The sequence below is a fragment of the Microbacterium sp. SORGH_AS_0505 genome, assembly GCF_030818715.1.
Lineage (GTDB): Bacteria > Actinomycetota > Actinomycetes > Actinomycetales > Microbacteriaceae > Microbacterium.
Window position 1 is genome coordinate 325,389 of record NZ_JAUTAT010000001.1, and the last position, 13,925, is coordinate 339,313.

Genomic DNA, 13,925 nt, shown 5'->3' on the forward strand with positions numbered 1-13,925 from the left:
GCTGCACGCCGCCCGCCCCGAGTGTGTGTCGTTCAGATCACGGCGAGTTCTTCGACTCCACCGTGATGTCGCCCGCGACGATCGCCTTCTGGAGGGCGGCGAGCTCGTCGGTCAGACCGGCGGGCAGCTTCGACTCGAAGTCGTGGAAGCTCGAGAGCTTGACGCCCTCGTTCTCCAGCGTGCCGATGTACGGCGCGGCGTCGAACTCGCCGGTGGAGGCGGCGACCGTGGTGTCGTAGACGGCCACGTCGATGGCCTTCATGATCGAGACCAGCGTGACGTCGGTCACGCTCGTGTCGGCGACGGCGAGGTCGGTGTCGACGCCGAGCATGAGGGTGTCGTCACCGCTGTCGGTGATGGCGGCCGCGGCGCTCTTGTAGATGGGGCCGCCGACGGGGAGGATGACGTCGACGCCCTGGTCGAGGACGGACTGCGCCGTCTGCTTCGCGGTGTCGTTGGCGTCGAAGCCGCCGGTGAAGGCGCCCTTCTGGCCTGCGACGTCCCAGCCGAAGAGCTGGACGTCCGCACCCTTGTCCTCGTTGTACTTCTCGACGCCGAGCGCGTAGCCGTCCATGAAGACCGCGACGGACGGGATCTGGATGCCGCCGAAGGTGCCGACCTTGTTGACGCCGGCCTCCGCGGACCACGCCGCGGCGGCGTAGCCGCCGAGGTACGCGGCCTCGGCCGTGTTGAACACGAGGGGCTTGATGTTGGGGGCGTCGGTCTTGCCGTCCTGGTCGGTGTCCGCGTAGTCGTCGATGATCGCGAACTGCAGGTCGGGGTTGGCCTTGGCCGCCTCGACCGTCGCGGCGGCGAGCTTGAACCCGACCGAGACGATGAGGGTGCAGCCCTCGGAAATCGCCGTCGTCATGTTGGGCTCGTAGTCGTTGTCGTTGGTCGACTCGAACTCGATGGGGTCCACGCCGAGTTCGTCGGCGGCCTTGTCCATGCCGTTCTTGGCCGACTCGTTGAACGACTTGTCGTTCCAGCCACCGGCGTCGGAGATCAGGCAGGGCTTGAAGCCGTCGACGACGTCGCCGGCACCGGCGCCGGCGGACGACGACGGGTTGGCCTCGGGGGCGGTACCGCAACCGGCCAGCGCGGCGATGAGAAGCGCGGCACCGGCGATGCCGGCGAGCTTCTTCGGGTTCGAGATGGTCAAGAGTGCCTCCACGGAAGAGAACCCGCGGACTTCGCGGGTGTGCGCAACCGAAGTTACCTACTGTGACGACGACCGGGCACCCTGATGAGCGCGTGAGGCCGAATGGTTACAAAGCCGCAATGAACCTGTCACAGGAGCGGCATCCTGCCCAAGAAACCCACCCGAGGGCGGTCAGAGGACGTCGCCGCGGCCGGTCACCTTCAAGGCGTCGACCACGCTCTTCACGCGCTGTGCATGTTCCGCCGTCGTGACGAGCAGCGCGTCGTCGGTGTCGACCACGACGATGTCGCGCACGCCGATGATGCTGATCACCCGGCTGGTCTGCGAGACCACGATCCCGCTCGCCGCATCGGAGAGCACGCGGGCGTTCTGACCGAGGATCGCGAGGTCGCTGCGACCGGCGGAGTTGAGTTTGGCGAGGCTCGCGAAGTCTCCGACGTCGTCCCAGTCGAAGTGCCCGGGCACGACGGCGAGCTTGCCCTTCTCCGCGGCGGGCTCGGCGACGACGTAGTCGATGGCGATCTTCTCGAGGGTCGGCCAGATGCGGTCGACGGCAGGACCCCGGCGGTCCCGGTCGTCCCATGCCTCGGCGAGCTCCATGAGCCCCGCATGCAGGGTCGGGTTGTTGGCTTCGATCTCGGCGAGCAGCACGTCCGCCCGCGAGATGAACATGCCGGCGTTCCAGAGATACGAGCGATCCGCGACGTAGGACTTCGCGGTCTCGAGGTCGGGCTTCTCGACGAACCGCTCCACGAGGGAGGCATCCCGCGCGCCCTCGACGATCAGCTCACCGCCGCGCTTGATGTAGCCGAACCCGATCGCGGGCTCCGACGGTGCGATGCCGATCGTGCAGATGTACCCCTCGCGGGCCACCGCGACCGCGTCGCGCACCGCGAACTCGAAGACGCGCGAGCCGCGGATGACGTGGTCCGCCGCGAAGGAACCGATGACGACATCCGGATGCCGACGGTGCAGGATCGCCGCGGCGAGACCGATCGCGGCGGCCGAGTCGCGCGGCTCCGATTCGAGGATGACGTTCTTGTCCGGGATGCCGGGAAGCTGCCCCTCGACGGCCGCCCGGTGTGCGCGACCGGTGACCACGGCGATCCGATCGGGGCCTGTCAGCGGCTCGAGCCGGTTCCAGGTGTCGCGCAGCAGGGAGTGCCCGGAACCCGTCAGGTCGTGGAGGAACTTCGGGGCATCGGCCCGGGAGAGCGGCCAGAGGCGCGATCCGACACCGCCGGCGGGGATGACGGCGTAGAAATCCTCGATGTGTTCGACCATGCCCCGAACCCTACCGGCCGACCGTGACGCCCTCATTCCGCTCCGATGACGGTCGCAGTCGGCCCTGTCGCCCCGAGCACCGTGCGATCTAAGGCTCGCCTTCCTCGCCCGCCTCCTTCGACGCCGCTTAGGATGGTCGGTGCGCCCGCTTGCGACGATGGGCGACATTCCCCGGGATGCCGCGATCTCGCCGCACGCGCGCGATCCATCTCACTCAAGGGAGGACGACCGTGTCTGCACCAGCACGCGTCACGCCGTCGATCGCTGAGACCACGTCCAAGACCCCGCGCGGCACGCTGTACCGCGGCAACGAGGGCATGTGGTCGTGGGTCCTTCACCGCATCACCGGCATCGCCATCTTCTTCTTCCTGCTCGTGCACGTCCTCGACACGGCGCTCATCCGGGTCTCGCCCGATGCGTACAACGCGGTCATCGGCACGTACAAGAACCCGATCATGGGCATCGGCGAAGTCGCCCTGGTCGGCGCGATCGTCTACCACGCCTTCAACGGCCTCCGCATCATCGCGGTGGACCTCTGGCCGTGGGCCACACGCCACCAGCGTCAGCTGTGGTGGGGTGTGCTGGCCGTCTGGGCCGTCACCCTCGTCGGCTTCGCGGCGCGCCACCTTCCGAACGTCTTCTCGCACATGGGAGGCGAGCACTGATGACCGCCGACACCCTCGCCGCTCCGCGCACCCCGCAGGGCAAGGCCGCCGTCCGCAAGAAGGGCCCCAACCTCGAGAAGTGGGGTTGGGTCTTCATGCGCGTCTCGGGCGTGCTCCTGCTCGTCCTCATCTTCGGCCACCTCTTCGTGAACCTCATGCTCGGTGAGGGCATCTCGGGCCTGGACTTCGCCTTCGTCGCAGGCAAGTTCGCCACGCCGTTCTGGCAGTGGTGGGACGTCCTCATGCTGTGGCTGGCGTTCATCCACGGCACGAACGGCATGCGCACGATCGTCAACGACTACGTCACCAACGCGAAGGTCCGCCGGGTCCTCGTCACCAGCCTGTGGGTGGTGGCCGGCTTCATGATCCTCCTCGGCACCCTCGTCGTCTTCACCTTCGACCCCTGCATCCCCAACCTCGACGGCAGCGTTCTGGCCGAGGTCTGCAAGGCACAGGGCTGAGCCGGCTCGCCCGGCACGCAAACGCAGAGAACAGAGGCATTCGTCACGTGAGCACTCAGACCGCGGACTCCGTCGTCAAGGACGGCGTCCACTACCACCAGTTCGATGTCGTCATCGTCGGCGCCGGCGGCGCCGGCATGCGCGCCGCGATCGAAGCCGGTCCCGGCGCGAAGACCGCTGTCATCACCAAGCTCTACCCCACCCGCAGCCACACCGGTGCGGCACAGGGCGGCATGGCGGCGGCGCTCGCCAACGTCGAAGAGGACTCCTGGGAGTGGCACACCTTCGACACCGTCAAGGGCGGCGACTACCTCGTCGACCAGGACGCGGCCGAGATCCTCGCGAAGGAAGCCATCGACGCGGTCATCGACCTCGAGAACATGGGCCTACCCTTCAACCGCACGCCTGACGGCAAGATCGACCAGCGCCGTTTCGGCGGGCACACCGCAGAGCACGGCAAGAACCCCGTCCGTCGCGCGTGCTACGCCGCCGACCGGACCGGCCATATGATCCTCCAGACGCTGTTCCAGAACTGCGTCAAGCTCGGCATCAATTTCTTCAACGAGTTCTACGCGCTCGACCTCATCACGGTGAAGGATGCCCTGGGTCGCACCGGCATCGCCGGTGTCGTCGCGTACGAGCTCGCCACCGGTGACCTGCACGTCTTCCACGCCAAGGCCGTGATCTTCGCCACCGGCGGCTTCGGCAAGATCTTCAAGACGACCTCGAACGCGCACACCCTCACCGGTGACGGCGTCGGCATCGTCTGGCGCAAGGGCCTGCCGCTCGAGGACATCGAGTTCTTCCAGTTCCACCCGACCGGCCTTGCGGGCCTCGGCATCCTCCTCACCGAGGGTGCCCGCGGTGAGGGTGCGATCCTCCGCAACGCCTCGGGTGAGCGGTTCATGGAGCGCTACGCCCCCACCATCAAGGACCTCGCACCCCGCGACATCGTCGCGCGCTGCATGGTCAAGGAGGTCCTCGAGGGCCGCGGCGCCGGTCCGAACAAGGACTACGTCTATCTCGACTGCACCCACCTGGGTGCCGAGGTCCTCGAGACCAAGCTCCCCGACATCACCGAGTTCGCCCGCACCTACCTGGGCGTCGACCCGGTCGTCGAGCCGGTGCCGGTCATGCCGACCGCGCACTACGCGATGGGCGGCATCCCGACCAACATCAAGGGCGAGGTCCTCGCCGACAACGACACCATCGTCCCCGGCCTCTACGCCGCGGGCGAGTGCGCGTGCGTGTCGGTGCACGGCGCCAACCGCCTCGGCACGAACTCGCTGCTCGACATCAACGTGTTCGGCAAGCGCTCGGGCCAGAACGCCGTCGAGTACGTCCAGACGGCCGAGTTCATGCCTCTCCCCGAGGACCCCGCGAAGGAGGTCCGCGAGCTGATCGAGGGCCTGCGCAGCAACGCCGGGACCGAGCGCATCTCCACCCTCCGCAAGAAGCTTCAGGAGGAGATGGACGCCAACGCCCAGGTGTTCCGCACGGAGGAGACCCTGACCAACGTCATGGGGACGATCAACGACCTGCGCGAGCGGTACAAGAACGTCCACGTCGACGACAAGGGCAAGCGCTACAACACCGACCTCCTCGAGGCCGTCGAGCTGGGCTTCCTCCTCGACATCGCCGAGATCGTCGCCTACGCCGCACGCAACCGCAAGGAGAGCCGCGGCGGCCACATGCGCGAGGACTACCCCGACCGCAACGACGACAAGTACATGCAGCACACGATGGCCTACCTCACGGGCGACCCGCACTCCGCGAACCCCGAGGACCACATCCGCCTGGATTGGAAGCCGGTCGTGTTCACCAAGAACGAGCAGGGCGAGTACAACTACCCGCCGATGGAGAGGAAGTACTGATGACGATCGTCGACAGCGGCGCCCCTGCGCAGACGCAGGAGACGAACGACTCCGGCATCCAGTCGTATTTGGTCACCTTCATCATCCGACGCTTCGACCCCGAGGTGGACGCCGAGCCGCGCTGGGTCGACTACGACGTGGAGATGTACCCGACGGACCGCGTGCTCGACGCGCTGCACCGCATCAAGTGGGACGTCGACGGCACGCTGAGCTTCCGCCGCTCGTGCGCCCACGGCATCTGCGGCTCCGACGCCATGCGCATCAACGGCCGCAACCGCCTCGCCTGCAAGACGCTGATCAAGGACCTCGACATCTCGAAGCCGATCTACGTCGAGGCGATCAAGGGCCTGCCGCTGGAGAAGGACCTCATCGTCGACATGGACCCGTTCTTCGAGTCCTTCCGCGACGTGCAGCCCTTCCTGCAGGCCAACAGCGCACCGGAGCCCGGCAAGGAGCGCATCCAGTCCATCAAGGACCGCGCCGTCTACGACGACACCACGAAGTGCATCCTCTGCGCCGCGTGCACGTCGTCCTGCCCCGTGTTCTGGACCGACGGCCAGTACTTCGGCCCTGCCGCCATCGTCAACGCGCACCGCTTCATCTTCGACTCGCGCGACGACGCGGGCGACGTGCGCCTCGACATCCTCAACGACAAGGAAGGCGTGTGGCGCTGCCGCACCACCTTCAACTGCACCGAGGCCTGCCCCCGCGGCATCGAGATCACGAAGGCCATCGCCGAGGTCAAGCAGGCGGTCCTTCGCGGCTGATCCAGCCGGATAGCCTCGAGGCGTGACCTCGGACGACACGACGCCTCCCCTGCGCGAGCGGTGGGAGGCGTCTCGTCTGCGCGAGCGCCTCGATCAGCCGATCGAGCGGGCCACCGAGCTGACGCAGCGGACGATCGGCTCGTTCCCCGTCCGGGTGTGGCGCCGGTTCCTCCGGCGGAACGGGTTCCTGCTCGCGGCATCCATCAGCTACCAGTCCCTCTTCGCGATCTTCGCGACGCTCTACACGGCCTTCGCCGCGGTCGGCCTGTGGCTCGGCGGCTCGCAGGCCGCGATCGACGGACTCATCGCCGTCGTGAACTCCTACCTGCCGGGATTCATCGCCGCCGGCAGCACGGTGGAACCCGCTGACGTCGCCCAGATCGCCCGCGACAGCAGCAGCCTGCTGGCCGTCACCGGTGCGATCGCCGTGGCCGTCGCGATCTGGACCGCGATCGGGTTCGTCACCTTCACCCGTCGCGCCGTGCGCGACATCTTCGGTCTGCCCTTCGACGCGCGCAGCTTCGTGCTCCTGAAGCTCGGCGACCTCCTCGCCGCCGTGCTGTTCGGACTCGCCCTGGTCCTCGGCGCCGCCTCGGGGCTGGTCGCCGGCGGTGTCGTCGCCCGCGTCCTCGCGTGGGCCGAGGTGCCGTACGAGTCGGCCCTCGTCGACGTGACGAGCCGGATCGCCTCGGTGCTCGTCAGCATCATCCTCAATACCGCCGCCCTGACCGGCCTCATCCGCTTCCTGACGGGGACCACGCTTCCCTGGCGCGCCATCATCCCCGGGGCCGCCGCGGGCGGCAGCGCTCTCGCCCTGCTGCAGCTCGGCGCTGGATTCCTCGCGGTCTACTCCCCGACCAACCCGCTCCTGGCCACCTTCTCCGTCGTCATCGGCCTCCTGCTGTGGCTTCGCCTGGCCGGGATCGTCATCCTCGTCGCGGCATCCTGGATCTCCGTGGCCGCCGAGGACGCCGACATCCCGCTGGTGGAGGTGACCGCGCAGCAGCGCCGCGAGCAGGAGCGGCGCGCGCTCCGGGTCGTGGCTGAAGCCGGCGTCCGCGAGGCGCGGCAGGCGGTCGCGGACGCCTCGTGGTGGCAGAAGCCGGGCGCACGGCGAGACCTCCGGCACGCCGAGGAGCTCCTCGACCGCACGCGTCGGTGAGGCGGGTCCGTCGCCCTCGATACGCTGGAACGCGTGCCACGAACACTCCGCATCGCCTCCGTCAACGTCAACGGCATCCGCGCCGCCGCCCGGAAGGGCATGCACGCCTGGCTCGAGACCGCCGGCGTCGACGTCCTGACCCTCCAGGAGGTGCGCGCCGAGGCATCCGATCTCGGCGCCGCCCTTCCCGGATGGCATCTGGTGAACGACGAAGCCCTCGCCAAGGGGCGCGCAGGCGTCGCGATCGCGGCGCGCGAGCCGCTCGATGTCTGGCGGGTCGACCTCGGCGACGACACGCTCGACTCGAAGGGCCGGTGGGTCGAAGCCGACATCGAGGTCGACGGCGAACTGCTCACCGTCGTCAGCGCCTACGTCTTCACCGGCGAAGCCGGCACCGAGAAGCAGGTCGCGAAGTACGCCTTCCTCGACGCGATGGAGGAGCGGATGCCGCACCTCGGCGACCTCGCCCTCATCACGGGCGACCTCAACGTCGGGCATCGCGAGTTCGACATCCGCAACTGGAGGGGGAACGTCAAGAAGGCCGGCTTCCTCCCCCGTGAGCGCGCGTATTTCGACCGATTCACCGGCGCCGCGGGCGAGACCGTCGCCACCGTCGACGGCGAGAACGGCACCGGACTCGGCTGGGTCGATATCGGGCGCAGCTTCGCCGGCGAGGTCGACGGGCCGTACACGTGGTGGTCGAACCGCGGAAAGGCGTTCGACAACGACACCGGCTGGCGGATCGACTACCACCTCGCGACTCCGGAGCTCGCGACGCGCGCGACGGACTACCGGGTCGTCCGGGCACCGTCCTGGGACACGCGGTGGAGCGACCACGCGCCCGTCGTGGCGGACTACACGCTCGGCAGCTGAGGCTCGGGCGCGGGGGCGCGGCATCCGTTCGCGCCTAGGATCGTAGGGTGAGCAAACCCCGCCTCTACTCCGGAATGCAGCCCTCCGCCGACTCCCTCCAGATCGGCAACTACATCGGGGCGCTCATGCAGTGGCGAGACCTGCAGGAGTCCTACGACGCGTTCTTCTCGGTCGTCGATCTGCACGCGCTGACCCAGCCGAACGACCCGGCGGAGCTCCGCGAGAAGACCCGCCGCACGGCTGCGCAGTACATCGCCGCCGGCATCGAGCCGGCGAAGTCGACGCTGTACGTGCAGTCGCACGTCCGTGCGCACGCCGAGCTCGCCTGGGTGCTGTCCACGATCACCGGTTTCGGTGAGGCCGGTCGCATGACGCAGTTCAAGGACAAGTCCGCGCGCTACGGCACCGACGCCACCAACGTCGGCCTCTTCACCTATCCCGTCCTCATGGCCGCCGACATCTTGCTCTACCAGACCGACATCGTGCCGGTCGGGGACGACCAGAAGCAGCACGTCGAGCTGACTCGCGACCTCGCCGAGCGCTTCAACGGTCGCTACGGCGAGGCATTCCGCGTGCCGAAGCCCGTCATCCAGAAGGAGACGGCGCGCATCTACGACCTCCAGAACCCGACGTCGAAGATGTCGAAGTCCGCCGAGTCGGATGCCGGTGTGCTCTGGCTCCTGGACGACCCGGCGAAGTCGGCGAAGAAGGTCATGCGGGCCGTCACGGACTCCGAGGGCGTCGTCCGGTACGACCGGGAGGCGAAGCCCGGCGTCTCTAACCTGCTCGTGATCTACGCCGCACTCACCGGCCGCGAGATCTCCGCGATCGAGGACGAGTACGCGGGTCGCGGATACGGCGACTTCAAGAAGGGACTCGCTGAGGTCGTCGTGTCGGAGTTCGGCCCCGTGCGCGAACGCGCTCTCGAGCTGCTCGACGACCCCGCCGAGCTCGACCGGGTGCTGTCGGCGAACGCCGCCCGCGCCGACGAGGTCGCCGACCGCACCCTGGGCGACGTGTACGACAAGCTGGGGCTGCTGCGTCGTGCCTGACCAGCCCGGACTCGACCCCGCCCCCGAGGCGGTCGCCGCGATCGATGCGGCCGCCGCGGCGTCGATGGCAGCCCCCGACGACCGCGCCGCGCAGGAGCGCCTATGGCGCGCGGTGTTCGCCCTCGAGCGGTGGATCTTCATCGCGCGCGGAACCGACGAGCAGCCCACCCCGTTCGCCGCCACGACGGAGCAGGGCCCGGCGATCTTCGCCTTCTCGACGCCCGAGCGTGCCACCGAGGCGGCGGCGGGTTTCGGCATCCCGCCCGAAGAGACCGATCGGCTCCTCGCGGTTCCGATGCCGGATGCCGCGGGCTGGGTCGCCTCCTACGCCGAGGCGGGCGTCCAGTCGATGGTGTTCGACGCGCCCGTGACCGGCGCGATGGCCCCGCTGGCCAACCTTGCCGCCATGGCCGTCTGGATCCAGCAGCACCCCGAGGGCTGATCCCGCCGCCGGCTGGAAGCGGCCGGTCGCGTGCCGGATGCAGGTTCAGACGCCCGTTCAGGACGATTCGGCCCGCATCGGCACCGCTGAGCCTGCACTCGGCGCAGTGTCAGCGTCGTCGCGCGCGCAACAGCCCTCTCACCGCTGCAACCACCCGATCCGGATGCCACATGATGTCGGCCGCCATCGGTCGGAGCGTCGTGTAGCCGAGTGCGGCGAGCGTAAGATCACGACGACGGTCGACCCTGTGGGCGAGCGGACCGGAATGGTGAGCATCGCTGTCGCACTCGATGACGAGCCACCCGTCGACGAGAAGATCGACCCTCCCGACTCCGTCGATCCTCACCTGCACCTCCACCTTCAATCCGAGGCGGCGCAGGATGAGTCGCATCAACGACTCCGGCCCGGACTCGGCCCGTCCGTCGAGCATCTTCCGGATCACGCGATACTTCCGGGGCACAGCGGCGAAGACGAGGTCGAGCTCCGACGGCAGGATGAGGCCCCAGTGCAGTGCGCTGTCGAGGCTCGCGACAGCCGCCGCGGGCGACTGGCAGACGATCGCGTGGGCGAGCAGGTCCCACGGGTGCGAGATGCCCGCCCCGGAGGGTCGCTCCCCGATCGGTGGCGACCAATGACGCGAGGCTCCTTCCGACGGCACGCGGAGTCGAGCCGCATGCGGAGGGATGTGCACGTGAAGCTCCTCCGAGGTGAGGATGAAGACCCCCAGGAGGCGAAGAGCGCTCACGCAGGTGAGCCGGCCGCCGACGCGGGCTGCCCGGACGACATCGGCCGGGACGTCCGAGGCGAGGTATCGGCCCCGACGGACCGCCACGATCGCATCATCCGCTGCGGCCTGCGCGATCGCCCGTTTCGACATCCCGGAAGACCGGAGCTCACGGGCGGTTCTGGAGCGGATGGAAAGGAGGGAGGCGGCTCTGTCGGCGAAGACGCGCCGATCACGTGTCGAGGTCATGGGACGACGCTCGCCGATGGCGCCGATGTGCAGGGCGGCTCCGCGAGAGATGTGGCGGACAGGCTCCGAGGTGGCCTCGGGGAGGAATCCTCGTGCCGACTGCAGGGAGAATCGTCGGATTCGTGGGGGTGGAGCGTCCGAGACGTACCTGAACCTGCACTCGGCACACGCGGCCGCCGTTAGGGTCGGGGCATGGAACCGGTGACCCTGCGGACTGATCGGCTCGAGCTGTCCGTCCCGACGGCGGCCAACATCGATGCGATCACGGCGGCGGCGCAGGATCCCGAGGTACCGCGGTGGACGACACTGCCGTCGCCGTACGACCGCGCGCACGCCGAGGCGTTCGTCGACAAGGCCGCCGGGTGGTGGGAGGACGAGAGCGAGCTCACCTGGGGCGTCCGCCGCGGGGGCCGCTGGATCGGCATGATCGGCCTGCACCGCGTCGAGAAGCGGGGTTCTGCCGAGATCGGGTTCTGGATGGATGCCGCGGCCCGTGGCCACGGCTATCTCACCGAAGCGGGGGCCGCCGTCGTGGAGTTCGGGTTCGCGGAGCCTGTCGCGCTCGCCCGGATCCAATGGCGCGCCGTGGTCGGCAACCACGCGTCGGCGAGAGTCGCCCAGAAGCTCGGCTTCCGGTACGAAGGGCTCCTCCGCCAGGGGCTCAGCGACCCGCGCGGCCGCCACGACGGCTGGATCGCGGCACTCCTGCGAACGGACGACCGCTCGCCGCAGTCCTGGCCGATCCTCTGACAACCCCCTGACCGCCGTCGCACCCGACTGGCAGGATGACCCCATGCCTGAGATGCCCGAGGTGCAGGGACTGGTCGACTTCCTCCGCGAGCGCGCGACGGGATTGACCGTCACGAAGGTGTCGGTCGCGAACATCGCCGCCCTGAAGACGTACGACCCGCCGATCGACGCCATCACCGGCGCGACTGTGACCGGTGCGGAGCGCCACGGCAAGTTCGTCGACCTGCAGACGGATGCCGGTGCCCACCTCGTCTTCCACCTCGCAAAGGCGGGCTGGCTCCGCTGGTACGACCAGCTGCCGGCGACGGTGATCCGCCCGGGCAAGACCCCGATCGCCCTGCGGGTGGGCTTCGACGACGGCTCCGGCTTCGACCTGACCGAGGCCGGCACGAAGAAGTCCCTCGCCTACTACGCCGCCCGCTCCCCCGCTGACGTCCCCGGCATCGCACGCCTCGGCCCGGACCCGCTCGACGAGTCCTTCACACGGGACACGCTCGCCGGGCTGCTCGAGGGTCGTCGCACCCAGATCAAGGGCGTCCTCCGGGACCAGTCGATCGTCGCGGGGATCGGCAACGCGTACTCCGACGAGATCCTCCACGCCGCGAAGATGTCGCCGTACGCTCTCGCGGCGGGACTGACGGATGCCGAGATCGACAGGCTCTATGCCGCGTTGCGGCAGACGCTGGCCGAAGCGGTGGCCGCGGCATCCGGCAAGCCTCCGGCCGACCTCAAGGACGCCAAACGTCGCGGCATGGCCGTCCACGGTCGTCGCGGTGAGGCGTGCCCGGTGTGCGGCGACGAGGTGCGGTCGGTGTTCTTCGCCGACAACAGCCTGGAGTACTGCCCGACGTGTCAGACGGGCGGCAAGATCCTCGCGGACCGCCGCCTGTCGAGGCTCCTGAAGTAGGTCAGACGGTCCCGGCGAGGACCCGGGCGTCGTCGTCGACCCAGTCCATCGACTTCGAGACGGCCTTCTCCCAGAGGCGGCAGCGGCGGTCGCGCTCGCCGGGGTCCATCTGCGGCTCGAACCGGCGGTCCTCCTGCCAGTACCCGCGGAGCGCGTCCTTGTCCGTCCAGACGCCGACGGCGAGCCCGGCCGCGTATGCGGCGCCGAGCGCGGTCGTCTCGACCACCTTCGGACGGATCACGGGGATGCCGAGGATGTCCGCCTGGAACTGCATGAGCGTGTCGTTGCGGGTCATCCCGCCGTCGACGCGGAGCTCCTCGAGGTCGCGGCCCGTGTCGGAGACGACGGCCGTGATCACGTCGCGCGTCTGGAACGCGGTCGCCTCGAGGGCGGCGCGGGCGATGTGGGCCTTGGTGACGTAGCGGGTGAGGCCGACGAGGGCGCCGCGCGCGTCGGGTCGCCAGTACGGGGCGAACAGGCCTGAGAAGGCGGGCACGAAATACGCTCCGCCGTTGTCCTCGACACTCCGGGCGAGACGCTCGACCTCGCCCGAGTCGGAGATGATCCCGAGGTTGTCGCGCAGCCACTGCACGAGCGATCCGGTGACGGCGATCGAGCCCTCGAGCGCGTAGTGCGCGGGCTCGTCGCCCAGGCGGTAGGCGACCGTCGTGATGAGCCCCGCCTCGGACCGGACGAGCTCGGTCCCGGTGCCGACGAGCAGGAAGTTGCCGGTGCCGTAGGTGTTCTTGGACTGGCCGGCGTCGAAGGCGGCCTGCCCGAAGGTCGCCGCCTGCTGATCTCCGAGGATGCCGGCGATCCGAATCCCCCGGGCCACTCGGGGCTGCACGACCTCGCCGTACACCTCGGAGGAGGAGCGGATCTCGGGCAGCATCTCGCGCGGGATGTCCCAGGCCTCGAGCATCTCGTCAGACCAGTCGAGCGTCTTCAGATCCATCAGGAGCGTGCGGCTGGCGTTGGTGACGTCGGTGATGTGGATGCCGCCGTCGCTGCCGCCCGTGAGGTTCCAGACGATCCACGTGTCGGGGGTGCCGAACATCAGGTCGCCGTTCCGCGCCGCGTCGCGGGCGCCGTCGACGTTGTCGAGGATCCACGCGATCTTCGATGCCGAAAAGTACGACGCGAGCGGCAGCCCGGTCACATCGGCGAACGCGTCGACGCCGTGCGCGTCGATCAGCCGGTCGATCGCGGGCTGGGTGCGGGTGTCCTGCCAGACGATGGCGTTGTGGATCGGCCGGCCGGTGCGGCGGTCCCAGACGATCGCGGTCTCGCGCTGATTGGTCACGCCGATGGCGGCGACGTCGGACGGCGCCAGCCCCACCTGGTTGAGGACGCGGGCGAGCACCCATTCCGTGTTCGTCCAGATCTCCACCGGGTCGTGCTCGACCCGCCCGGCCCGCGGGAAGATCTGCTCGTGCTCCCGCTGGGCGGTGGCGACGAGCGCCCCCTCCCCGTCGAACACGATCGCGCGTGTCGAGGTGGTCCCCTGGTCGATGGCGATCACGTGTTCAGCCACGTCTCGTCTCCTCTTCGAG

General features: G+C 69.0%; 14 protein-coding genes. 10 read left to right on the plus strand and 4 right to left on the minus strand.

Annotated elements, in window-relative coordinates; genetic code table 11:
• Nucleotides 1-37 precede the first annotated feature (37 nt).
• Nucleotides 38-1,162 carry a BMP family protein gene (locus tag QE428_RS01655; RefSeq protein WP_307462432.1) on the minus strand — a complete coding sequence of 375 codons (1,125 nt, stop codon included), beginning with the start codon at nucleotides 1,160-1,162 and terminating at the stop codon, nucleotides 38-40.
• Between the two features lie 171 nt (nucleotides 1,163-1,333).
• A complete protein-coding gene (locus QE428_RS01660; RefSeq protein ID WP_091356056.1) occupies nucleotides 1,334-2,446 on the minus strand; it encodes a mannose-1-phosphate guanylyltransferase in 1,113 nt (370 codons plus the stop codon).
• A 230-nt stretch (nucleotides 2,447-2,676) separates the two neighbouring features.
• On the opposite strand from QE428_RS01660, the gene sdhC reads away from it, so the two are divergent.
• The 8 genes from sdhC to QE428_RS01700 are packed head-to-tail and all read left to right on the plus strand — an operon-like array spanning nucleotide 2,677 to nucleotide 9,742.
• On the plus strand, nucleotides 2,677-3,111 hold the full coding sequence (gene sdhC, locus QE428_RS01665; RefSeq protein WP_133400247.1) for a succinate dehydrogenase, cytochrome b556 subunit: 435 nt from the start codon (nucleotides 2,677-2,679) through the stop codon (nucleotides 3,109-3,111).
• A complete protein-coding gene (locus QE428_RS01670) occupies nucleotides 3,111-3,572 on the plus strand; it encodes a succinate dehydrogenase hydrophobic membrane anchor subunit (protein WP_018188785.1) in 462 nt (153 codons plus the stop codon). Before sdhC ends, QE428_RS01670 begins: the two co-directional genes overlap by 1 nt.
• Before the next feature lie 47 nt (nucleotides 3,573-3,619).
• The gene (gene sdhA, locus QE428_RS01675) at nucleotides 3,620-5,446 is read left to right on the plus strand and encodes a succinate dehydrogenase flavoprotein subunit (RefSeq protein ID WP_133400248.1); all 1,827 of its coding nucleotides are present in this window, start codon (nucleotides 3,620-3,622) and stop codon (nucleotides 5,444-5,446) included.
• The gene (locus QE428_RS01680) at nucleotides 5,446-6,213 is read left to right on the plus strand and encodes a succinate dehydrogenase iron-sulfur subunit (protein WP_091356072.1); all 768 of its coding nucleotides are present in this window, start codon (nucleotides 5,446-5,448) and stop codon (nucleotides 6,211-6,213) included. Before sdhA ends, QE428_RS01680 begins: the two co-directional genes overlap by 1 nt.
• A gap of 22 nt (nucleotides 6,214-6,235) precedes the next feature.
• The gene (locus QE428_RS01685) at nucleotides 6,236-7,375 is read left to right on the plus strand and encodes a YihY/virulence factor BrkB family protein (protein ID WP_091356075.1); all 1,140 of its coding nucleotides are present in this window, start codon (nucleotides 6,236-6,238) and stop codon (nucleotides 7,373-7,375) included.
• A gap of 33 nt (nucleotides 7,376-7,408) precedes the next feature.
• Nucleotides 7,409-8,248, plus strand: coding sequence for an exodeoxyribonuclease III (locus QE428_RS01690; protein ID WP_307462440.1), 840 nt, complete (start codon nucleotides 7,409-7,411; stop codon nucleotides 8,246-8,248).
• Between the two features lie 47 nt (nucleotides 8,249-8,295).
• A complete protein-coding gene (gene trpS / locus QE428_RS01695; RefSeq protein WP_307462442.1) occupies nucleotides 8,296-9,300 on the plus strand; it encodes a tryptophan--tRNA ligase in 1,005 nt (334 codons plus the stop codon).
• Entirely contained in the window at nucleotides 9,293-9,742 is a 450-nt protein-coding gene (locus QE428_RS01700; protein ID WP_307462444.1) for a hypothetical protein, read from the plus strand. Before trpS ends, QE428_RS01700 begins: the two co-directional genes overlap by 8 nt.
• A gap of 109 nt (nucleotides 9,743-9,851) precedes the next feature.
• Here QE428_RS01700 and QE428_RS01705 read toward each other — a convergent pair whose 3' ends face one another.
• On the minus strand, nucleotides 9,852-10,574 hold the full coding sequence (locus tag QE428_RS01705; RefSeq protein ID WP_231916466.1) for an endonuclease domain-containing protein: 723 nt from the start codon (nucleotides 10,572-10,574) through the stop codon (nucleotides 9,852-9,854).
• A gap of 333 nt (nucleotides 10,575-10,907) precedes the next feature.
• Between QE428_RS01705 and QE428_RS01710 the strand changes: the two genes are divergently transcribed.
• Both QE428_RS01710 and QE428_RS01715 read left to right on the plus strand, forming a co-directional pair.
• Nucleotides 10,908-11,465 carry a GNAT family N-acetyltransferase gene (locus QE428_RS01710; protein ID WP_307462447.1) on the plus strand — a complete coding sequence of 186 codons (558 nt, stop codon included), beginning with the start codon at nucleotides 10,908-10,910 and terminating at the stop codon, nucleotides 11,463-11,465.
• 43 nt (nucleotides 11,466-11,508) lie between these two features.
• On the plus strand, nucleotides 11,509-12,372 hold the full coding sequence (locus QE428_RS01715) for an Fpg/Nei family DNA glycosylase (protein WP_091356090.1): 864 nt from the start codon (nucleotides 11,509-11,511) through the stop codon (nucleotides 12,370-12,372).
• Between the two features lies 1 nt (nucleotide 12,373).
• Here the strand turns inward: QE428_RS01715 and glpK are convergent, their stop codons facing one another.
• Complete coding sequence (gene glpK, locus QE428_RS01720; RefSeq protein WP_307462450.1) at nucleotides 12,374-13,906, minus strand: glycerol kinase GlpK; 1,533 nt, start codon at nucleotides 13,904-13,906, stop codon at nucleotides 12,374-12,376.
• Nucleotides 13,907-13,925: the final 19 nt, after the last annotated feature.